The 22,898-nt window shown below is 42.3% G+C and carries 20 protein-coding genes; 13 read left to right on the forward strand and 7 right to left on the reverse strand.

Features of this window, described 5'->3' with window-relative positions; translation table 11 throughout:
* Nucleotides 1-50: 50 nt before the first annotated feature.
* From NE671_RS01265 to wecB, 4 genes are read left to right on the forward strand one after another with little or no spacing between them, the layout of a single operon-like run.
* Nucleotides 51-1,169 (forward strand): glycosyltransferase, encoded by a 1,119-nt coding sequence (locus NE671_RS01265; RefSeq protein ID WP_173741475.1) that lies wholly within the window; start codon nt 51-53, stop codon nt 1,167-1,169.
* A gap of 10 nt (nt 1,170-1,179) precedes the next feature.
* Nucleotides 1,180-2,439: an O-antigen ligase family protein gene (locus NE671_RS15890; RefSeq protein WP_173741474.1), complete on the forward strand. Its 1,260-nt coding sequence runs from the start codon at nt 1,180-1,182 to the stop codon at nt 2,437-2,439.
* Complete coding sequence (locus NE671_RS01275) at nt 2,436-3,704, forward strand: flippase (protein ID WP_256163561.1); 1,269 nt, start codon at nt 2,436-2,438, stop codon at nt 3,702-3,704. The genes NE671_RS15890 and NE671_RS01275 overlap by 4 nt, the downstream gene beginning before the upstream one ends.
* Nucleotides 3,705-3,725: 21 nt before the next feature.
* Complete coding sequence (gene wecB / locus NE671_RS01280) at nt 3,726-4,847, forward strand: non-hydrolyzing UDP-N-acetylglucosamine 2-epimerase (RefSeq protein ID WP_173741472.1); 1,122 nt, start codon at nt 3,726-3,728, stop codon at nt 4,845-4,847.
* 76 nt (nt 4,848-4,923) lie between these two features.
* On the opposite strand, the gene NE671_RS01285 is transcribed toward wecB, so the two are convergent.
* The gene (locus tag NE671_RS01285; protein ID WP_256163562.1) at nt 4,924-5,604 is read right to left on the reverse strand and encodes an Rpn family recombination-promoting nuclease/putative transposase; all 681 of its coding nucleotides are present in this window, start codon (nt 5,602-5,604) and stop codon (nt 4,924-4,926) included.
* Entirely contained in the window at nt 5,594-5,962 is a 369-nt protein-coding gene (locus NE671_RS01290) for a hypothetical protein (RefSeq protein WP_256163563.1), read from the reverse strand. Before NE671_RS01290 ends, NE671_RS01285 begins: the two co-directional genes overlap by 11 nt.
* Before the next feature lie 270 nt (nt 5,963-6,232).
* On the opposite strand from NE671_RS01290, the gene NE671_RS01295 reads away from it, so the two are divergent.
* The 7 genes from NE671_RS01295 to NE671_RS01325 all read left to right on the forward strand — a co-directional run bounded on the left by NE671_RS01295 (nt 6,233) and on the right by NE671_RS01325 (nt 15,191).
* The gene (locus NE671_RS01295; RefSeq protein WP_256163564.1) at nt 6,233-7,933 is read left to right on the forward strand and encodes an AAA family ATPase; all 1,701 of its coding nucleotides are present in this window, start codon (nt 6,233-6,235) and stop codon (nt 7,931-7,933) included.
* Nucleotides 7,934-7,968: 35 nt separating this feature from the next.
* Nucleotides 7,969-9,012, forward strand: a complete 1,044-nt coding sequence (locus NE671_RS01300) for an SDH family Clp fold serine proteinase (RefSeq protein WP_256163565.1) — start codon at nt 7,969-7,971, stop codon at nt 9,010-9,012.
* The gene (locus NE671_RS01305) at nt 8,984-9,580 is read left to right on the forward strand and encodes a Panacea domain-containing protein (RefSeq protein WP_256163566.1); all 597 of its coding nucleotides are present in this window, start codon (nt 8,984-8,986) and stop codon (nt 9,578-9,580) included. The genes NE671_RS01300 and NE671_RS01305 overlap by 29 nt, the downstream gene beginning before the upstream one ends.
* Before the next feature lie 2 nt (nt 9,581-9,582).
* On the forward strand, nt 9,583-9,906 hold the full coding sequence (locus tag NE671_RS01310; RefSeq protein ID WP_256163567.1) for an MAG6450 family protein: 324 nt from the start codon (nt 9,583-9,585) through the stop codon (nt 9,904-9,906).
* A gap of 131 nt (nt 9,907-10,037) precedes the next feature.
* On the forward strand, nt 10,038-11,426 hold the full coding sequence (gene glmM / locus NE671_RS01315; protein WP_015525706.1) for a phosphoglucosamine mutase: 1,389 nt from the start codon (nt 10,038-10,040) through the stop codon (nt 11,424-11,426).
* Between the two features lie 81 nt (nt 11,427-11,507).
* Nucleotides 11,508-13,346: a glutamine--fructose-6-phosphate transaminase (isomerizing) gene (glmS, locus tag NE671_RS01320; protein WP_110102076.1), complete on the forward strand. Its 1,839-nt coding sequence runs from the start codon at nt 11,508-11,510 to the stop codon at nt 13,344-13,346.
* 219 nt (nt 13,347-13,565) lie between these two features.
* Nucleotides 13,566-15,191 (forward strand): LCP family glycopolymer transferase, encoded by a 1,626-nt coding sequence (locus NE671_RS01325; protein ID WP_256163568.1) that lies wholly within the window; start codon nt 13,566-13,568, stop codon nt 15,189-15,191.
* Between the two features lie 120 nt (nt 15,192-15,311).
* On the opposite strand, the gene rfbD is transcribed toward NE671_RS01325, so the two are convergent.
* The 4 genes from rfbD to NE671_RS01345 form a co-directional block, all read right to left on the reverse strand.
* Nucleotides 15,312-16,244 (reverse strand): dTDP-4-dehydrorhamnose reductase, encoded by a 933-nt coding sequence (gene rfbD, locus NE671_RS01330; RefSeq protein ID WP_256163569.1) that lies wholly within the window; start codon nt 16,242-16,244, stop codon nt 15,312-15,314.
* Nucleotides 16,241-17,275: a dTDP-glucose 4,6-dehydratase gene (rfbB, locus tag NE671_RS01335; protein ID WP_015525710.1), complete on the reverse strand. Its 1,035-nt coding sequence runs from the start codon at nt 17,273-17,275 to the stop codon at nt 16,241-16,243. Before rfbB ends, rfbD begins: the two co-directional genes overlap by 4 nt.
* Before the next feature lie 93 nt (nt 17,276-17,368).
* A complete protein-coding gene (gene rfbA / locus NE671_RS01340) occupies nt 17,369-18,265 on the reverse strand; it encodes a glucose-1-phosphate thymidylyltransferase RfbA (RefSeq protein WP_015525711.1) in 897 nt (298 codons plus the stop codon).
* Between the two features lie 129 nt (nt 18,266-18,394).
* Nucleotides 18,395-19,576 carry a MerR family transcriptional regulator gene (locus tag NE671_RS01345; protein WP_021976536.1) on the reverse strand — a complete coding sequence of 394 codons (1,182 nt, stop codon included), beginning with the start codon at nt 19,574-19,576 and terminating at the stop codon, nt 18,395-18,397.
* Between the two features lie 234 nt (nt 19,577-19,810).
* Between NE671_RS01345 and NE671_RS01350 the strand changes: the two genes are divergently transcribed.
* The gene (locus tag NE671_RS01350; protein WP_256163570.1) at nt 19,811-20,809 is read left to right on the forward strand and encodes an acyltransferase; all 999 of its coding nucleotides are present in this window, start codon (nt 19,811-19,813) and stop codon (nt 20,807-20,809) included.
* A 170-nt stretch (nt 20,810-20,979) separates the two neighbouring features.
* The gene (locus tag NE671_RS01355; protein ID WP_173761473.1) at nt 20,980-21,690 is read left to right on the forward strand and encodes a hypothetical protein; all 711 of its coding nucleotides are present in this window, start codon (nt 20,980-20,982) and stop codon (nt 21,688-21,690) included.
* A gap of 86 nt (nt 21,691-21,776) precedes the next feature.
* Here the strand turns inward: NE671_RS01355 and glgD are convergent, their stop codons facing one another.
* The gene (gene glgD, locus NE671_RS01360; RefSeq protein ID WP_256163571.1) at nt 21,777-22,898 is read right to left on the reverse strand and encodes a glucose-1-phosphate adenylyltransferase subunit GlgD; all 1,122 of its coding nucleotides are present in this window, start codon (nt 22,896-22,898) and stop codon (nt 21,777-21,779) included.

Raw genomic sequence — 22,898 nt, forward strand, 5'->3', positions numbered from 1 at the left:
AAAATGAAACTGAAGAATTAGAGTAATATTTGGAAAGGGAAAATTATTAAATGAGGGTATTAATTGTAAACTATTATGAAATAAGTAAGCTTCCACCGGTTCGAAACTTAGTGGATATTCTTTTGAAAAATGGTTGCATTGTTACATTAGTAAGCATAGACAAGAATAATCAATATAAAACTAAGCAGAATGGTAAATTTACTTTTTATAAGATTGAAGAGGAAAAAAATAATATTATTAGCAGAGGAATTAATTTTATTTCTAGAAAGAAAAAATTAAGAGAATTAGTTAATGATCTTATGAAGAATCACGATATCTTATGGACGACAACAGACCGAACTGCAAGAGATTTAGGCCCAGTTTTGTTTAAATATAAACATGTTATGCAGCTTATGGAATTAATTTATGATATTCCATATTTCCCAAGACAAAAAATAATTCAGTCAAATATAAAGAAATATGCTAAAAAAGCATACAAAGTAGTTGTACCAGAATATAATAGGGCGCAGATTATTAATGCATGGTGGGGATTGGAAAAAGTGCCGATTGTTTTACCTAATAAACAAAGCGTTGAAGAAATTACAGATGTTCCTGATGATATCAAGGAACGATTACAAAAAATAGAAAATGAAACTAGAAAAATTATTTTATATCAAGGGGTAATTCGAAAAGAAAGACCATTGGATGCATTTGCTGAAGCAATAGATGAATTAGGAGAAAATTATGTGCTTTACATAATGGGAGCAAAAAATGAAGAAGTGGAAAGACTTATTAATACTTATAAAAATGTAAAACATATTGATTTTATAGCTCCTCCGTACCATTTATTAGTGACACAAAAAGCATATATTGGAATTTTATCTTATGTTCCGAGAAAAGATGATATATTGCATTATTCTAAATTGAATGAAATATATTGTGCTCCGAATAAACTATATGAGTATAGTGGATATAAAGTTCCTATGATAGGAAATGATATTCCAGGTTTAAGGTATACTATTGGTTATAATGCTATGGGAGTTATAGTAGATAAATTTGAACCAACATATATAAAAACAGCTATTAAAACAATAGAAATGAATTATAGGGAATTTTCACAGAATTGCGGTGAATTTTACAATATGACGGATATGGATAGTATTGTAATGAAAGAAATATTAGATATGTAGGAGATTAAAAGTGCGATTCAAATTAAAAAATGCTTCATATACATTTGTTATTAATTCTGTGTTAACAATTATGATATTTGGATATTTGGGTGTGTTCAACAGATATCGTATGATTCCTTCTTATATATTATGTTTGTTTTTATTTATAATAATATTAATGAGAAATAATTTTTGTTTGCGTTTTCCAAGAAATAATGACCTTCTTTTGTGGGGGCTTTTATTAGTATTTATTTTTATAAGCGCATTAATATTTAATACTCGTACAGGGTTTGAATATATTGTATTAATATTAAATGGTTGTTTATGGTATTTAGTAGCATATGATGAACATGAATATAGGATGCTTTTTAAAGGGATTAAAGTAATTTCTTTGATATTTGCTATATTTACAATAATAAACTATTACAATCATGAAATTGTTATTGATATCTTTAAATTCATAATAGCAGATAGTCAGATAAAAACAATATATTTTGATCTGAATAATGGTGGAATTCCTGGAATTGCAGGTGAAAGCAGTTATAATGCATTTTGTATGACATTCGGAATATTTATTACATTTCCGCAACTAATATCAAGTGATAAAAAGTTTAAATTATATAATTTAGTTTATTTGATAATTGTGTCTGTTGGAATTTCAATGACTGCTAAAAGAAGTGTTTTGTTACTGCTATTTATGCTTATGGTTTTGATGGCCGCATTGAGAATAATATGGAGGCCAACAACAAAGAAGAGCATTATTATTATGATGATTGCGTTAATTGTAATTTTTGTTGTTGCTCCATCTGTTTTTTATGTAGTTATGCAGGTGGTAACCAAAGGAACAGGCACAATTCAGTTAAGCAACAGAGAATGGTTTTGGAATATTGCATTTGAAATGTTTCATAAAAAGCCGTTCTTTGGAAATGGCATTAATACATACGATTTTTTATATAATGCAAGAAAAAAGTCATCAGGTTATATTGCTTTTGCCGGAGCACATAACTCTTATATTCAATTTTTAGCGGAACTGGGTATAGCAGGAACCATAATTTATATATCCGCGATAATTAGAGAAATTATTAAAACAACTAGTGCTTTGAAAAAAAGCATTAATCTAAACTTAGACAAGAATAGTGACATTTTAATGACTGCGTTTATGGGAATATTATTTTGTACTTTATATGCAATGTCTGAAAATACATTTTATCAACCACAGCAGTTAATGTGCTTTTTTGTATTTGCACATATAGCTCGAACTGTTAAGATGGAAAGGCACGTTAGTGTATGAATAAGAATGTAGATAGTATAAAGCAAATACTTAAATCAAAATCTTTAAAAAATGGAATATGGTTATATGCACTTCAATTTTTTAATACAGTTATTCCTCTTTTGATAGTACCATATATTACTAGAATTTTAGGCGCGAAAGGGTATGGTACTTTTTCAATTGCTTTAAATCTGGTGATGTATCTTCAGGTAATTGTTGAATATGGATTTGCTCTTTCTGCAACAAGAAAAGTTGCATTAGAAGACAGCAACCAAAATTTGAATAAATTGTTTACGGAAGTAACATTGTGCAGATTTATTTTATATGGGGTTTCAATGATATTTATTGGATGTTATTTGATCTTTAGTAACAATACATTGGAACAGAGTATTTGTTTACTCATTTTAGCTGGTTCGTTGTTTGGTTATTGTTTTCAAGAAAATTGGATGTTTCAGGGAAAACAGGATATGAAATTCATATCTATAACAAATATGATTACCAGAGTAATAACAACAATAAGTATTTTTATTTTTGTTAATAATGCAAATGATATATTTGTATATTGTATTTTATATTCATTGTCTCCTATTATTTCTAACGCCATTGGAACTGTTATTGCAATAAGAAAATACAATCTAAAATTTGTAAAATTGAAGATAAATGATATTAAAAATTCATTCATAAGCGGATCGTATGTGTTTTTTACACAACTTAGTTCAAAAGTATTTGGAGCAATTGGAATTACATTTTTAGGACTGTTTGCAACCGAATATGAAGTAGGAGTGTATTCTGCAATATATAAAATCCCATACATGCTGATGCTACTATGGACACCTATATCACAAGTTATTTATCCAATTTCAAGTAAAAATATTACAAATGATTTTAAAAAAGGGGAATTTTTAATAAATAGGATTCAAAAAGTAATGTTGATTCTATTTTCATGTATTGCAGTATGTGTTGGTATTTTAGCTAAACCGTTGTGTGGAGTTTTATTTGGAAAAGAATATGTAACTTATTATTATATAGTATATCCTTTATTAGGGTGGCTTTTACTTGGAATAAATAATAATTTTGTTGGAATTCAAACTTTGGTGGGAGCTGGATACGATAAAGAATATGGAAAATGTTTTCAAATAGGCGTAGTTATAACGATTATAATAAATTATTTTGCCATAAAATGGTGGAAAATACTGGGAGCTGCTTTAGCACCTATGTTGTCAGAAGGAATATTGTTAATTATGCTTTGGTATAGGTTGAAAACAATAGAAAAGATATACAAATAAAAAATAGATGAGGTGATACGAATGAAAAAGAAAGTTATGCTTGTTTTTGGAACCAGACCGGAAGCAATAAAAATGTGCCCATTAGTGAATGAACTAAAAACTAGATCTACAATAGAAACTATTGTAACAGTAACAGGGCAGCATCGTGAGATGCTTGATCAAGTATTAGCTACATTTAATGTTGTGCCGGATTATGATTTGTCTATTATGAAACAAGGTCAAACATTATTTGATATAACAACTGGAATTCTTGAAAAAATTAAATACGTGTTAGAAGAAGTTAAGCCAGATGTAGTTCTTGTTCATGGAGATACATCTACAACTTTTGTAACTGCATTAGCTTGTTTTTATTTACAAATTCCAGTGGGGCATGTAGAAGCAGGACTTCGTACATATAATATTTATTCTCCGTATCCGGAGGAATTTAATCGTCAAGCTGTTGGAATTATTTCTCAATTTAATTTTGCACCAACGCAGATGGCTGCAGATAATTTAATTAAAGAAGGTAAAAATCCGGACAAAATTTTTATTACAGGAAATACTGTCATTGATGCAATGCAACATACAGTAAAAGCAGATTATACTCATCCAGAACTGGAATGGGTAGGGGATGGAAAATTAATTTTTATTACTGCACATAGACGAGAAAATCTTGGAGCACCAATGCATAATATGTTTAGAGCAATTCGTAGAGTACTTGATGAGCATCCAGAATGCAAAGCAGTATATCCAATTCATATGAATCCAACAGTTAGGAAAGCTGCCGATGAAGAACTTGGAGGGTGTGATAGAATTCATATTATTGAACCTATAGAAGTTTTTGATTGTCATAATTTTGAGGCTAGATGTCATTTATGTTTAACTGATTCAGGCGGAATTCAAGAAGAAGTTCCATCTTATGGAAAACCAGTGTTAGTGATGAGAGATACAACGGAAAGACCAGAAGGGGTAGAAGCAGGAACACTTAGACTTGTAGGCACTGATGAAGAAAATATTTATAAGAATTTTAAAGAACTTCTTGAAAATGAAGAAGCTTATAATAGTATGGCAAAAGCTTGTAATCCTTATGGAGATGGAATGGCTTGTAAAAGAATAGCGGATATTCTTGAAGGAAAGGAATATAGTCCATGGTTAGTAAGATAAACAGGTACTGATTATTGAGGATTAACGAATGCTCAGAAAGCATGTACTCCCTGAGCATTCTCTCAAATAAAACTCATCATTTCTCCCGCAATTTCAGAACATCCTCAAGTGGTAGCCCTGAAAACCTGCTGATATCCTCAGGTGAGAACCTGGAATCCTGCAGCATGCGTTGCGCAGTGAGTAAAGCATGGTCCTGAAGGCCTTGGGCGTGACCTTCGGATAGTCCGGAGGCATGACCTTCGGCGCGTGCGTCATCGCACATTTCCTGAACAGCCTGACACATATTAACACTCCCTTCTGTTTCTGTGAAACGTAAATTGATACCGGTTATGGAGTCAATGACCCGGGCTGCTTTGAGCTCGAGTGACCGGAAGCCGGGGCTCTGTGATGTGAGCTCCTGAAGTTTCCGTTTATCTTTGGAGTATTTAATGAAGAGCATGACTTCTTTGAGATTGCTCTGGAGTTTGTCAAGTTCTTCATCCTTTATCTCGGCAGGTGAGAAGAGATTGATCCGGTAATCCGGGACCAGAGAAAGAATCTCGGGGTCCTGGATAGAGAGCATTTCGTGGAGGCTTCTGGGAGCTTTCCAGGTGTCGGAACCGAAGTACACGACCGTGGTTATGACCGGGATCAGCCGGTCATCCTTGTAGAAGCCGGTGAGATATTCTCCGGATGTGGAGGGCCATTGTTTTGCTTCTCTGTGGGACCTGGCGGAATTTTCTACCTGCCCTGCGTATTCTAATGCATCATAGACCATGTTCTTGACCGGCGAAAAAGCGGACGTTCGCATTCCGCTTTGCTACATGCTCATGAACGCAATTGCTTTGCACTTGCGTTACATAGTGTTGTTCTGACTGATTTTCAATTCCCAGGAGAAGATAAATTCTTGAATCATCATGCATAACATTAAGAGATTTGAATTCGTCCCGGAATTTCTGGACAGGAACTTCTGAAGTGCCGGATCCGTAGGGGACAGCGAGAGCTGTGGTATCCAGTGGATGAAGAGTGTCAGGGTCTATGACGTTTTTTCCTTTGTACAGCATATGGTTGAACACATCCGCAAAAACGCGGTTGTCAGCCATGTAATCTTTGGTGATGGTATTCTTTGTACCCATAGGTTTCACCACCTTCGATCTTGTTATGTGATCAGAGTTATTTTATCATCTGATCCATTTTCAGGGTAACATAGTTCATTGCTTTTGGAAAGAGGATTTTGTGAAAAAGCTTCAGAGCTTCGCAGGTAAAGCGGATATGTTTGTCGAACGGAGTCGAAATAAATCAATAGACAAAAAGAGCGTATTGTGCTACTCTGAAAGCACGAATCACGTGGCGATTGGCATATTTGTATATGATTTTTCGCATTGAAAGGGAGTGGAACGCGGAATATGAAGAGACCGAAGCTACCGGTGGGAATTGAGAATTTTCAGGAAATTCGTCAGGCGGATTTTTATTATGTAGATAAGACTAGGCTTATCGAACAACTGATCGATCAGTGGGGGAAAGTAAATCTTTTTACGAGACCTCGGCGTTTTGGGAAAACATTGAATATGAGTATGCTTCGTTGTTTCTTCGAGATCGGGGCAGATGAAGCGCTGTTTGAAGGTCTTTATATTTCCCGGAAACAAGAACTGTGTGAACAGTATATGGGGAAATTTCCGGTAGTGTTTTTATCGCTGAAGAATGTTGATGGACTTACCTTTGAGAATGCACGCTATCAGCTGACAGAACTGGTAGGCAGAGAGGCCAGTCGTTTTCTGGTTTTATTGGAGAGTGACAGACTGACAGAAACGGATAAAGATATATATCGTACATTGATCTCTGTGGAGAATGGCCGATATTCTATGGATGAAAATATTCTTTCTTCTGCGTTGCAGATATTGTCTCAGCTGTTGCATAAGCATTATGGGCAGAAGACGATCATTCTTATAGATGAATATGATGTTCCTCTGGATAAGGCTTTTCAGCATGGATATTATAAAGAAATGGTGCTCATGATACGTGGTGTGTTCGGACAGGCACTTAAGACTAACGATTCTCTGTATTTTGCAGTATTAACAGGGTGTCTTCGCGTGTCTAAAGAGAGTATTTTTACAGGACTTAATAACTTCAAAGTGCTTTCGATCACGGACCATCGATTTGATGAGCATTTTGGTTTCACAGATGATGAGGTCTGCAGATTGCTTACAGCATATGGCATGGAGGATCATCTTTCCGAAACAAAGGAATGGTATGATGGATATCATTTTGGAAATACGGATGTGTACTGCCCATGGGATGTGATCAATCATGTAGATTGTCTGTGTGGGAATCCGGATGCGGAGCCGCTGTCTTACTGGATCAATACCAGTGGGAATGAACTGGTAAGGAGATTTATTGACAGGGCAGATAAGACTACAAGAGATGAGATAGAGCGTCTGATCGCAGGTGAGTCTATTGAGAAAACGGTCCGTATGGAGTTGACCTATGATGAAATCGATAACAGTCTGGATAATCTCTGGAGTGTATTATTTACTACAGGATATCTTACACAGTCAGGGAAGACCGAACGGGGAGTGTATCGTCTGACCATTCCGAACAGGGAGATAAGAGAAGTTTATGTGCTTCAGATAAAGGAATGGTTTGACCGCGCAGTGCTGAAAGAGGCGGAGCCGACGAAAAATCTGCTGAAAGCAATAAAAGAAGGGAATGCAGGTGAGATTGAGGAACGCCTTACAAAGATTCTGGGAAATACGATCAGTATTTTTGATACAAAAGGACGAAATGAAGAAAAAGAAATTTTTTATCATGGACTTTTGTTGGGGCTTTTGCGTAGTGATCCAAACTGGCTTGTTCAGTCTAATGCGGAATCTGGAGATGGTTTTGCAGATATTCTGGCAGAACCGGAAGATCCGGATGCCGGGATCGTTATCGAGCTGAAGTATTCTCAGACTTTTTCAGGACTGCAAAATGCATGTGAAAGAGCGCTGGCACAGATCAGAGAAAAGCGGTACGATGAACAGTTACGTAATGAAGGAAGAAATAATATTCTGGCGTATGGAGTTGCTTTTTGTAAGAAGCGATGTAAAGTGGCTGTTCAGAGGCTGTAAATCTGATAAAATGTTAAAGGATGGGGGTGAGTTGCGTGTATCAGGAAAGAATAGGATTATATGAAGAACTTGAAGCGGAATTGGGTAGCAGGATATTGGTATATGTTACCAGTGACAGACCTAATATGGGAGCGCAGATCGCTCCGGATGTGATTGATTATTTTATCGATCATCTGGATAAAATAGGACCATGCAAGAAAATCTCACTGTTTCTTTATACAAGAGGCGGAGATACTTCAGCGGCGAGAAATATAGTCAATTTATTACGGATGTATGGAGATGAATTGCAGGTAATAGTTCCTCATAAAGCGCATAGTTCAGGGACTATCATCAGTTTGGGAGCTAATGAGATCATAATGACTAAGCAAGCTACACTAGGACCAATAGATCCGAGTTTACATACCCCATTGAATCCCAGGTTGCAGGATGGAGGCATATATCCGGTAAGTGTAGAGGCTGTTAAAGGATATCTTGAATTTGCAAAAAATGAAATGCAGATTGATGATACAGCTTCCCTTGCAAGTATTTTTGAAAAGCTGACAGATTTTGTGCATCCTTTGGTTCTGGGGGAAGTTTACCGTTCCAAGGCTCAGATTCAAATGATGGCAGAGAAATTACTTCAAAATCAGGTTAGAGATCCGGAGAAGATTAAGAAGATCATAGCATTTCTGTGCAGCGAATCTGGAAGTCATGATTATACTATTAACAGACGGGAAGCTAAGGATGAACTGGGATTAAATATTATAAAACCATCCGAGACACAATATAAAATCATCAAAAAGATTTATGATGATATAAACGAAGAATTGATGTTTAGCAAACCATTTTTACTAACGGAAGTGAATGGTGCATATGTGGTGCGTAGAGGCCTGTTGGAAAGTATAGTTGGAGGAGCGGATTATTTTTCAACAGAAGGGACTGTTATCCGGGGAACTTTGCCAGATGGACAGATTGCTGTTCAGAACAGAGTAAATTTTGAAGGTTGGAGACATGACTGTTTAATAGAAAAAATGCAGGTACAGTCAGGCAATAGAATGGAGGATATTGTTTATGAAAGAGGTAGTGAATTCCAAACATAATACTGCAGTTACAACATCATATACTGCATATCATGCAATTACTACGTCTGCAATACCTACCGATACAGAAAAATATGTTATTGTAAATCCAGAAGAATCGATTAATATTGATGTTAATGAAGAGGGAAAGTATTCTGTATTTGATATTGCAAACTGGTTTTTGACTAAAGGACAGATGACTCATAAAAAATTGCAGAAATTATGTTATTATGCACAGGCCTGGTGTTATGCTTTGAAAGGTTTTCGACTTATGAATACAGATTTTCAGGCTTGGGTACATGGACCGGTTTCTCCTGCATTATGGGAGCGTTTTAAGGCATTTGGATATGATACGATTTGTATAAAAGGGAAGGTTGCTTTGAAGCTATCAGATGATGATATTCAGTTGTTGGAAGATGTGTGGGATACGTATGGAGAGAGCACTGGCAATGCGCTTGAGACACTTACGCATAGAGAATTACCCTGGATAGAAGCTCGGAGAGGATATGAACCAGAGGAGAGATGTACAGTTATCATTTCTCCTGAAACGATGGCTTCTTACTATAAGGCTATTTATTGTGGTGATTAATAATGGCAAAATTAACGGAAAAACAAAATCGGGAAGTACCTTTTGAATTGTGTTTTAAATATCATTTGGAGAATGGGTATACATTCAAGGAACTTACACCGGAAAATGTGAAACAGTTTCAAATATTTTTGAATAAGGTTTCTCAAATGACAGTCACACAGGTAGATAAAGCGTATTCGCGTAAACCAGATACGGATGATGTGTATAATGGAATGCAGGTATATCATTATGCAGTAACTGAGGTATTTCGTATACATGTTGTTATAGAAGCAGGATATTATAAGATCATACGATTGGACCCAAGACATAAAGTACATAGAAGTTAATGGAATAAAATATATTATAGTAATAAAAACAAGATATATTCATGCATAAGGATAATGCGGAAATAACATTGTCCTTATACATTAATATATAAGATAAGTTATAAATATTAACGCACAAAGGAGAGCTAGAAATGGGAAAATATTTTGGTACAGATGGCTTCCGTGGAGAAGCGGGTGTTTCGTTGACGGCGGATCATGCATTTAAGATCGGACGTTTTCTGGGATGGTATTATAATGAACTGCGCAGAAGAGCGGGGGAGACGGCTGCGGCCAGGATCGTGATCGGCAAGGATACCCGACGTTCCAGCTATATGTTTGAGTATTCGCTGGTTGGCGGACTGGTGGCGTCCGGAGCGGATGCTTATCTTCTCCACGTGACAACAACGCCGTCTGTGGCTTATGTTGCCCGTACCGATGGCTTTGACTGCGGTATCATGATCTCTGCCAGCCATAATCCTTATTATGATAACGGGATCAAGCTGATCAACGGCCAGGGTGAGAAGATGGAGGAGGAGATCATCGCTCTGGTGGAGGATTATCTGGATGACCGTCTTCAGCTGTTCGGAGAGAAATGGCATGAGATTCCTTTTACAAAGGGCGGTGAGATCGGCAGGACGGTGGATTATTCGGCAGGCCGGAACCGTTACATAGGATATCTGATCTCCTTGGGAGTATATTCCTTTAAGGGAATGCGGATTGGACTGGACTGTGCCAACGGAAGTGCATGGAATATCGCAAAGGCGGTTTTTGATGCGCTGGGAGCGAAGACTTATGTGATCAATGCTGAGCCGGATGGTACCAATATCAATAACAATGCCGGTTCCACCCATATCGAGGGTCTCCAGAAGCTTGTAGTGGAGAAGGGACTGGATGTTGGCTTTGCCTACGACGGAGATGCGGACCGCTGTCTCTGTGTGGATGAGAAGGGAAATGTGGTTAGCGGGGATGCGATCCTTTATGTGTACGGCCGTTATATGAAGGAGCGCGGAAAGCTTCTCACCAATACGGTTGTGACTACGGTAATGTCCAATTTTGGCCTTTACAAGGCTTTTGATGCTCTTGATATCGAGTATGCGAAGACTGCAGTAGGGGATAAATATGTTTATGAATATATGATGCAGAATGGCTGCCGTATTGGTGGTGAGCAGTCCGGGCACATTATTTTTTCCAAGTATGCATCTACCGGGGATGGCATCCTTACAAGTCTGAAGATGATGGAAGTTATAATGGCAAGGAAGAAAAAGCTCAGTGAGCTTACTGCTGATCTGGCGATCTATCCCCAGGTTCTTGAGAACGTGCGTGTCCATGACAAGGCAGCAGCGCAGGCAGATGTGGATGTGCAGGCAGCAGTAGAGAGTGTGGCTGAGGCGCTTGGAGACACCGGAAGGATCCTGGTGAGAGAATCCGGCACAGAACCTCTGCTTCGTGTTATGGTAGAGGCAGAGAGTGAGGAGCTTTGCAGAAAATATGTGGACCAGGTGGTTGAGATCGTCCGTAAGAAGGGGCATGTGGCAGAGTGATGTCCTGGATGCAGACCGCAGGTGTCTGAAGAACGGAGCAGTCAGAAGAATATAAAAATGCAATAAGAGGAGAAAAAAATCATGTGTGGAATTGTAGGTTTTACAGGCAGGCATCAGGCAGCACCCATCCTTCTGGACGGGCTTTCCAAACTAGAATACAGAGGATATGATTCCGCCGGCATCGCAGTGCGTGACGGGGAAAAGGATATTGAGATCATTAAGGCGAAGGGCCGTCTGAAGGTCCTTCTGGAGAAAACAAACGCAGGTGAATCTGTTCCGGGTATGTGCGGGATCGGTCATACCCGCTGGGCAACTCACGGAGAACCATCAGAGGTCAATGCCCATCCTCATGTCAGTGATAACGGAAATGTGGCAGCTGTGCATAACGGTATTATCGAGAATTACCAGGAGCTGAAGGAGAAGCTTCTCCGCAGGGGATATTCTTTTTATTCTTCCACAGATACGGAGGTTGCTGTGAAGCTGGTGGATTATTACTACCAGAAATACGGCGGATCTCCGGTTGAGGCAGTGCGTCATGCCATGGTGCGTATCCGTGGTTCCTATGCGCTGGTAATGATGTTCCGTGATTATCCGGAAGAGATCTTTGTAGCGAGAAAAGACAGCCCTATGATCCTGGGTGTGGAGAATGGAGAATCCTATATCGCATCGGATGTTCCTGCGATCCTGAAGTATACAAGAAATGTTTATTATATCGGAAATCTGGAGCTGGCATGTGTAAAACCGGGTGAGATCACTTTTTACAATCTGGATGGTGAGGAGATCGAGAAGGAGCCTAAGATCATTGAGTGGGATGCAGAGGCAGCGGAGAAAGCCGGTTTTGAGCATTTCATGATGAAGGAGATCCATGAGCAGCCGAAGGCAGTCGCAGATACACTGAATTCCGTTATCCGGGAGGACAAGCTGGATCTGACAGAGATCGGTCTGGATGATGAGAGGATCCGCAGCATCAGCCAGGTTTATATCGTGGCCTGCGGCTCTGCTTACCATGTGGGAATGGCTGCACAGTATGTGATCGAGGATCTTGCAGGTCTTCCGGTGCGTGTGGAGCTTGCTTCGGAGTTCCGTTACCGGAAGCCGCTTCTGGATCCTGCCGGCCTGGCAGTGATCATCAGTCAGTCCGGTGAGACTGCGGACAGTCTGGCTGCGCTTCGGGAATGTAAGGAGAAGGGGATCCGCACGCTGGCTATTGTCAATGTGGTGGGCTCTTCCATTGCAAGAGAGGCGGATCATGTATTTTACACACTTGCAGGACCGGAGATCTCGGTTGCTACCACCAAGGCGTACAGTACACAGCTGATCGCTTCCTATGTGCTGGCATTGCAGATGGCACTGGTCCGCGGAAAGATCTCAGAGGAGCAGTGTGAGTCCTACATTAAGGAACTGAAGACACTTCCGGACAAGATCGGCAGGATCATCGAGGATAAGGAAAGGCTTCAGTGGTTTGCCTCCAAGCAGGCCAATGCAAAGGATATCTTTTTTATCGGAAGAGGGATCGATTATGCCATCAGCCTTGAGGGCAGCCTTAAGATGAAGGAGATCAGCTACATCCATTCTGAGGCGTATGCGGCTGGCGAGCTGAAGCATGGCACCATTTCCCTGATCGAGGACGGCACCCTTGTGATCGGTGTCCTGACACAGCCGGAGCTTTATGAGAAAACAGTCAGCAACATGGTGGAGTGCAGGAGCCGTGGGGCGTATCTGATGGGGCTTACTACGTTTGGAAACTATAATATCGAGGATACTGCAGATTTTACGGTTTATATCCCGAAAACAGACCCGCATTTTGCAACTTCTCTGGCAGTGATCCCGCTGCAGCTTCTGGGTTACTATGTCAGTGTAAATAAAGGTCTGGATGTGGATAAGCCGAGAAATCTTGCCAAGAGTGTTACCGTGGAATAAGGATATCTGTTTCATGGAAGGAACATTTTAGAGGCAGTTCCGTGACATCGTGAGAGCATAAAAGAATCATGATATCACGGAACTGTTTTTGCATTTGGCGATTTACGATATTTCTTGCTTTTATCAGTAAAAAAGCGTAAAATGATTAGGATATTTGAATCTGTACAGAGAGTGTCCATATGTAATATTCTCTGTACCATCAAAAATGGAGGATTGCATATGAGAAAAATGGGAAAACATATCCCAGGGCTGATCGTGACGCTTGTGGTTCTGATCACAGCAATCGTATTTGCGGTCATGCTTCTGAATATGAAGGTGATCCCGACGAAGTTCATTGCAGTGATCGGACTGGTAATGCTGGTCCTGATCGTGATCGTCGGAGCGCTTGTATGGAGTACGGATGGTAAGATAAGATTTGTAGTGGGAGTGATCCTGGCAGCAGTTTTTGCAGCAGTATTCATTCTCGGAAGTATGTATGTTTATAAGACACATTCCACACTGGCAGGGATCTCCGGTGTGAACACAGAGGTTACGGAGGTCGGCATTTATGTCCGTGCAGATGATTCTGCAGATTCCATAGAGGCTACAGCAGATTATGTATATGGTGTGCTGACAGATCTTGACAGAGCCAATTCGGATAAGGCTATCCAGGAGGTGGATTCCGAGACAGGCAAGACTGTGCAGGTCCAGGAGTATGCAGGACTTACAGAGCTGGTTGACGGTCTTCTGAACGGACAGACAGGTGCGATCGTGCTGAACAGCGCATATTTAAGCGTTATTGAAGAGATGGATGGATATTCCGATATTTCTTCCAGGATCAAAGAGCTGACCGTGAAGAAGGTGGAGACGACCATTGAGCCCCAGGAGACAGAGGCGAAGGCTGAAGAGAATACCAATGACGGTTCTGTATATACCATCTTTATCAGTGGTATCGACAGCCGCAGCGGCCTTGTTGCAAAGAGCCGAAGCGATTCCAATATCATTGCTACGGTAAATACAGCTACCAGACAGGTGCTTCTGGTTTCCACACCTCGTGATTATTTTGTACCGCTTTCTATTTCAGGCGGACAGAGAGATAAGCTGACACATGCAGGTATCTATGGTATCAATGTATGTATGGATACTCTGGGAATGCTTTATAATGAGGATATCAACTATTATTTCCGTATCAACTTTGCGGGATTTGAGCAGCTGATCAATGCGCTTGGCGGAGTTACTGTTTATTCTGACTATGACTTTGATTCCAAGAATGAGACAGGATATCACTTCAATCAGGGAGAGAACTACCTGAACGGTGAGCAGGCTCTGGTATTCAGCCGTGAGCGTTATGCCTTTAAAGAGGGCGATCGTCAGCGTGGCAAGAACCAGATGGCTGTGATCAAGGGTGTGATCAACAAGGCTCTTTCACCGGAGCTTCTGAAGAATTATTCTTCCGTTCTTTCCAGCATCCAGGGATGCTTTGAGACCAATATCTCCTACGAGGAGATTGCCAGACTGCTCCAGCAGCAGCTGAACAACGGCGGTGACTGGAACATCGTAAGCTATAGTGTAAATGGTACCGGTGACACACAGAAGCCGTATTCTATGAGCCAGAAGGCTTACGTTATGATTCCGGATGAGTCTACCGTTCAGAAGGCGGAGGCCATGATGAAGAAGGTTCGTGACGGAGAGACTGTTTCCCAGGAGGAGGCAGACAGTGCAACATCAGCGGCAGTAGCTACGGATAATGATGCACAGGCAGCTGCAGAGGGAAGTACAGCAGAAGCGCAGGGTGAGACTGCAGATGCTACACAGAATGGCACAGCAGATGCCCAGAGTGCAGACGGAACTGTTGCACAGCAGTAAGATAAAATTATTAAATTTTAGCATAAGAACAGCCGGGGAAGCGTAAAGCTTTCCACCGGCTGTTTTTTCATGAGAAACAGAACGAAAAAAATCCACCGGCGATCACCGATGGATTTTTTTTTACAGGATCTCTTTCAGATATCTTTCCAGGGCATCCTGCCATGTTGGAAGTGGCTGGAAGCCGTTTTTTACAAGCTTGGATTTATCCAGGCGGCTGTTGAATGGACGTACAGCCTTGGAAACGCCGTACTCTGCAGTTGTGACAGGAGATACCTCTACTTTTTCGTATTCCTTGTGGCCGAGGGCAGCAGCCTGGCGGAAGATCTCTTTAGTGAAATCATACCAGCTGATGAAGCCGCCTTCGTTGGTTGCGTGATAGTAGCCGTATTTCTCTGTCTCGACCATGTCTACCAGAAGACGGGCAAGGTCGTAGGTGTAAGTCGGAGTTCCAATCTGGTCACTGACTACGGTAAGCTTGTCATGGGTTTTTCCCAGATTTACCATGGTACGGATAAAGTTCTTGCCGTTTTTGCCGAATACCCATGCAATACGTACGATAAAGAATTTATCTACAGTGCCGGATACAGCCAGCTCACCGTCAAGCTTGGTCTGACCGTATACGTTCTGTGGAGCGTAGTCCTTGCAGTCCGGATCCCATGGTGTGGTTCCCTGGCCGTCAAAAACGTAGTCTGTGGAAATATACATCATCTTGATGCCAAGCTCCTTGCAGATGTCCGCAATGTTCTGTGTTCCTACAACATTGACAAGACGTACCTTTTCACGGTTTTCCTCGTCCTCTGCAGCGTCTACGGCTGTCCATGCGGCACAGTGTATCACTGCATCAGGCTTTACCTCACGGATGGTTTTTGCTACCGCTTCTTTATCTGTGATATCAAGCTGCACATAAGGCATGGTGGTAACAGGAGTACCATCAGCGATGCCGCTGTAGGAAGGAGCAATGTCACTTCCTACGCCTTCATGTCCACGGTCGGACAGTTCATTCATTACGTCATGGCCAAGCTGGCCGCCAACACCTGTTACGAAAAATCTCATGCTTTAACCTCCTCGCGGTTTCCATACATTTTTTCGTAGTAGTTCTGATACTCACCGGAGATGATGGTTTCCCACCATTCCTTGTTGTCAAGGTACCATTTGATGGTCTTTTTGATTCCGTCTGCGAATTTTGTTTCAGGAAGCCATCCAAGCTCGTTGTGGATCTTGGTCGGGTCGATAGCGTAGCGCATGTCATGGCCTTTACGGTCTGCTACATGTGTGATCAGGCTTTCCGGTTTGCCAAGCTCCTTGCAGATCAGTTTTACGATATCGATGTTTTTCATCTCATTATGTCCGCCTACATTGTAAACCTCGCCTACACGTCCTTTGTGGATGATCAGGTCGATGGCACGGCAGTGATCCTCAACATAGAGCCAGTCGCGGACATTTTCACCCTTTCCGTAAACCGGGAGTGGTTTGTCGTTCAGAGCGTTGGCGATCATCAGCGGGATCAGCTTTTCCGGGAAGTGATACGGGCCGTAGTTGTTGGAGCAACGGCTGATGGTCACAGGCAGGCCGTAGGTTCTGTGGTATGCGAGAACAAGAAGGTCAGCACCTGCTTTGGAGGAGCTGTACGGGCTGCTTGTATGGATCGGAGTTTCCTCTGTGAAGAAGAGGTCCGGTCTGTCAAGAGGAAGATCTCCGTAAACCTCGTCTGTGGAAACCTGATGATAACGCTGGATTCCGTATTTACGGCAGGCATCCATGAGAACAGCAGTACCCTTGATGTTGGTGTCAAGGAATACCTCCGGGTTTTCGATGGAACGGTCTACGTGGCTCTCAGCTGCGAAGTTTACCACGATGTCTGGATGCTCCTCCTCGAAAAGCTTGTAAACAGCGTCACGGTCTGTGATGCTTTCCTTTACAAAGCGGAAGTTCGGTTTGTCCATGACCGGTGCAAGAGTGGAAAGGTTTCCGGCATAGGTCAGGCAGTCCAGGCATACGATACGGTAATCCGGATGAGCCTCCATCATATGAAAAATAAAGTTGCTTCCGATAAATCCGGCGCCGCCGGTAACGATGATTGTCATAAAAAATCTCCTTTATAATAAATGATTGATCTTATGCGGATTCCGTCGAAACGGAGTCCGCAGGTAAATTCAGTGTCGGAAAATCAGATCGGCTTAGTGAAGCGCGTCCAGATATTTTCCGTCCAGAACATCCTTGAGATACTGGCCATACTGGTTTTTCTTAAGGATTTCGTAAACCTTGAGCACGTCCTCCTTTGTGATCCAGCCGTTTAAGTAAGCAATCTCCTCAAGGCATGCGATCTTGCGGTGCTGATGCTGCTCCATGGTTTTTACGAAGTTGGTTGCCTCTACAAGGCTTTCGTGTGTACCGGTATCCAGCCATGTGAAGCCCTGGCCCAGAAGCTCAACGTTCAGCTGTCCCTTCTCAAGGTAGATACGGTTCAGGTCTGTGATCTCAAGCTCGCCTCTTGCGCTTGGCTTCAGATTTTTTGCGTACTCTACAACCTTGTTGTCGTAGAAGTAGAGACCGGTTACACAGTAGTTGCTTTTTGGCTTTTCCGGTTTCTCTTCAATGGAAACCGCTTTTCCGTTCTGGTCGAATTCCACGATGCCGAAACGCTCCGGATCATCTACATAGTATCCGAAAACAGTGGCACCTTTGCCTGTTTCTGCGTTGTCTACAGCAGCTTTCAGGCGCTTTTTGAGGCCATGTCCTGCGAAAATGTTGTCACCAAGGACCATACATACGGTGTCGTTGCCGATGAATTCCTCGCCGATGATAAATGCCTGAGCAAGTCCGTCCGGGCTTGGCTGTACAGCATAGGTAAGGTTGACACCGAACTGATGGCCGTCACCGAGAAGCTCCTCAAATCTCGGGGTATCCTGCGGGGTGGAGATGATCAGGATATCACGGATGCCTGCGTTCATAAGAACAGACATAGGATAGTAGATCATCGGTTTGTCAAAGATCGGCAGAAGCTGTTTGGAGGTCACCATGGTAAGCGGGTAAAGACGTGTTCCGGAGCCTCCGGCTAAAATAATTCCTTTCATATGTTTTCTCCTTTGCGTGATGATGTGCAGCATAAGTCGTGCCTGCACATAACTTTGTTACTGTAACTGTATTATAAAAGGTGACGCAAGGTCACCTTCAAGAGCTTTTTTCATATTTTTTATTTTTGGCTATTTTTCACAAAGAAATACGCCGGCATCTTTGGTAATGCGGAATCCTTTGGCAGTTTTTCTGGCGGTGTAGGCCCGGAATTCCTTGTAACGGTCCAATATATACTGATTCTGGTTGCCGTGGCAGGAGAGGACGTAGGAGATCAGCGGCTCCGCATCCTGGACCAGAAGGCAGTCTTCATAAGAAAGCCACTGAGCCTTTGGGAAAAAAGGCGCTAGGATACTCTGACCGTTTTCACGTCCGAACCGTTCATAAAGCCGGTCTGCGGAAAGCACGATCCGTTCATCAAAATCCTGCACCAGCTGGCTGACCTCCTGCATATGTGCCTTTCCGTAAGCACTGCAGAGAAATCTTCCGCCGGGAGCGAGGACACGGCGGACTTCCTTCAGGACGGAAGGAATATCATCGCAGTAAAAAAGCACGTGATTGGCGATCACCAGATCAAAGCTTTCGTCCTTGCAGGGGATTTTTCTGCAGTCAAAGGCCCGGAATGCAAACCGGGTATCCGAGGAACCGATGGCTCGTCTGGCATCGCGGAGCATACCGCTGGAAATATCGGAAAGTGTGATGGAGATATCCTCCGGCAGAAGGGAAAGGTTGTCGGTCCATAACGTTCCGTCTCCGCAGCCCAGCTCCAGAATACGAAGACCGGGTGAGATCCGACACTGCTCAAAGATCCAGGGAAACCATCCCTGTTTGTTCTGGGAGTACAGGCTGTGGAGGTTGATCCTGGAGGAAATGTTGGTGGCATTCTGATACTGATTCTTGAGGCTTTTTTCCATGCCGGTCAGGTGGATCAGGTTCAGCATCTGGCTCCAGTCAATGGTGTGCTGTTCCTTTATCATCTGTGCGGTATCCTGGATTGCTTTTTCGACCAGCTGCATCTGTTCGATCCGGTCACGGACCAGACGAAGCTGGATATTCAGAGAATTCAGCATGAAATGATAATCGGAATCACCGATGGTCATTTCACGGATGTCATCCAGGGAAAAGCCCAGGTATTTCAGAAGGAGGATCTGCTGAAGCCTTGCAAAATCCTCGTCTGTATAAAAACGTGCGCCGGATTCGGTGACGAGAGAGGGTTTCAGGATATCCTGTTTATCATAATAGCGGACAGTACGCAGAGTTACGTGTGCCATGCGTGCAAATTCGCCGGAAGAATAGTAGCCGTCTTTTTTCATAAAAAATAGAATCCTTTCTGAGGAAATAACAAACATCCTGTCATAGAAGTCATAAAAGAATTATAATTCAGATCCGGAAGCCGTACAAGAGTAAAACGTATAAGAGTAAACCGTACAGGAGAAAAACAGCATTGACAAAATTCTGCTGGTTTGTTAGTATATCGTTTCGAAAAAAAGGGAACCCCGGAATCATATTTTCGGGATAAGCGTTCGATATAAAAAGGAGTAATTTTTATGCGAAACCGTACTCTGGATATGGTAAAGGCGATCTGTGCTTATGCAGTTGTGCTTCTTCACGTCCATTTTCCGGGAAATGCCGGAATTATAGCCAATGTACTTGCCAGATTTGCAGTACCTGTGTTTTTTATGGTATCCGGATATTTTTGTTTCCGTGGCGATGATACGGAATTTATAAGAATCGGAAAAAAGATCCGGCATGTTCTGAAGCTGATGCTTGTGGCATTTCCGGTCTGCTGTCTGTGGGAGCTGATCCAGAACCACATCGACGGAGCAAGCCAGAAGGAATGGCTGGAAGCCCTGGTTTCGGGGGAACATATCCGCCAGTTTCTTCTATATAATAATAGCTCTCAGGTGAAATGGCATCTGTGGTTTATCCCGGCACTGCTCTATTGTTATCTTCTTTTTGCCCTGGCAGCAAGATTCCGGATTTGTAAGCAGGCATATGTTCTGATACCGGTGCTTCTTCTGATCCATTTCGGAATGGAGGAATTTTCGACCTTCCTGTTCCCGGAAAAGCATTTCCGTGTTATGCAGTTTCGCAACTATCTGTTTACCGGATTTCCGTTTTTTATGTTGGGACATCTGATACACAGATATCAGGAAAAGCTGGAAGCCTGTTTTGCAGGAAAAAAAGTGCTTCTTTTGTATGGCATGGCAGCTGGCGGCGGGATCGCAAGTCTGCTGGAATACCGGTATTTTGGCAAACTGGAATTGTTTCTGGGTTCAGTATTTATGGCTGTTGGCCTTTTTCTCATTGCGATCATGGGAAAAAATCGGAAAGTGCCCGAGCTTCCGGTAGCCATCGGTCAGAAATATGCATTTTTTATTTATCTGTTCCATCTCTGTGTGGCGGATATCCTGAAGGATGTGGCTGTGGCAGCTGGAATTGAGAAAAATCTTTTATATCTGTGGATGAGACCGGTGATGGTCTGTGTTCTTGTGACTGCTGTGGCGGTAATGTATGGATATGGAATGAAGATCTGCCGGAAATAGAAGAGTTTATGGTATTTTCATATTTATGCGCTGTGATTTTGTACCAAAATATGCTAAAATATCCTTTATTGATAAGTCACAGCACCCACCCGGAAGATGCGGGGAAAGCGACTGGAATATCCCGCTTCAGGGTAAAAAATACTGAGATATGAAAGACAAAGGAGATTTTTATGGATTTACAAAACAGAGCGGAGGCCGGCAGTGACGGACACGATGAGAGTGTACTGAATCCGGAGATGCCCAACGAAACTGATCTGACGAAGAAGGAACGCCGCCGGATCGAAAGAGAGAAACTGAAGGGAATGGGAACAGGTAAGAAGATTCAGTATATCTGGATGTATTATAAGATACATATGCTGTGCGTGCTTCTTGCCATTGGCGGAGTCTGTCTGGGAGTGAATATTTATCGTCACGCACAGATGAAGACGGTGCTTTCCATTGCGGTGGTGAATGCAGGGAATTATGACTCTGAGAAGGTGGAAGAGGATGTTTTGAAGACACTGGGAACAGAGGATAAATATGCAGAAGTCAGTGTGGCGCAGAATCTGATGACGGACGAGACAGGAGAGGATTTTGATTACTATGCCAGAATCGCATATGTGACGGAAATCCAGAGTGCTACCGTTGATGTCCTGATCATGCCGAAGGAACTCTATGAACATGAGAAAGACAGCGGAATGTATGCAGATCTCAGGGAAACGTTTGGAGATGAGGTGTTTGAGTCTCTGGGCGCTGTGGATGATCAGCATCTGGAGCTTGACGGCAGCAGTAGTGTTGCTCAGGACTTTGGCCTGAGATATGATCCGGTGTGCATCTGCCTTCCGGGTAATGTGAAGAATAAAGAGAATGCGTTGAAATGGATCCAGTCTGTTTTGAAATGATGGATCCATATGTTTAGCTGAGTACAGAGATAAATAAGGCCTCCGGTTCGTAACACAGGAACCGGAGGCCTTATTATATATGAATATTACAGTGTATCGTTACGTTTGATGTAGCCTGGCTCATCCGCAGGACGGATGATCTCCTTGGCATGCGTGATCTTGGCATGCTTGTCTACCACCAGATTTTCGATATGGATATTCTCACCGATGGTGCAGTCTGCAAGAACTACACAGTTCTTGATAACAGCGCCCTTTTTGATGGTACAGCCACGTCCGACAATGGAATTCTCTACAGTTCCCTCGATCATGGAGCCGTTGGAGATAACGGAGTTGGAAACATTGGCTGTGTCAAAATAATGGGTCGGACAGGAGTTGTTGGTGCGTGTATAGATCGGCCAGTTATCATGGAAAAGATCGGTTGCAGTTTTGTAGTCGATCAGATCCATATTTGCATCGTGATAGCTCTTGAAATCAGTGATCGATGCAAAATATCCGCGATGGGATACACCACGTACATCCAGCTCACCGTCTCTGCAGCCGGCATTGATCACGTCTGCAAGGGTATAAAGAGAGGAAATCTCTTTTGCCTTATGGATGAGGCTGATGAAAAGCTCCTTGCTCATTACGTAGGTATCCATGAAAATGTTGCGGTTCTTTGCATTGCCGTGGTTGTGCTCAATGGAGAGAACACCCTTCTGACGGTTCAGGTTCAGGATGTGGCAGTTCAGATAGTTCTCCTTGGCATTATCAACGGAATGATAAAGCATGGTCACATCTGCACCGGATTCGATATGGGCATCGATCAGCTTGGAATAGTCGGTGGTGTAGATCATGTAATTCGGAGCGATAACAACATACGGATAATGAACTGCTTCGATGCACTCCAGATTGGAGTAGTAGTTGTCGATATCGGTGTTATAGATATCGTTGACTCCGGAATGCTCTGAAAAGAGGAGTTGGAGATTACCGCTCTTGGAGTTGATGTTGTAGTGACGTCCGGTTCCGAGATGTTCTACAAGAGAACGGGGTTTGTTCTTTACATAGACCTGAATGTACTCAATTCCGCTGTTGGTCATATTTGAGATTGGGAAGTCGATGACACGATATCTTCCGAGAAATGAAAAGGCGCCGATCGCACGGTAGTCCTGAAGCCCCTCCACATGGATATTTCTTTCTGAGGAATTCACGATTCCAAATGCTTTAAACAT

Origin of the sequence: Blautia sp. DFI.9.10, assembly GCF_024461705.1 — a bacterium.
Taxonomy (GTDB): Bacteria; Bacillota; Clostridia; order Lachnospirales; family Lachnospiraceae; genus Blautia_A; species Blautia_A fusiformis.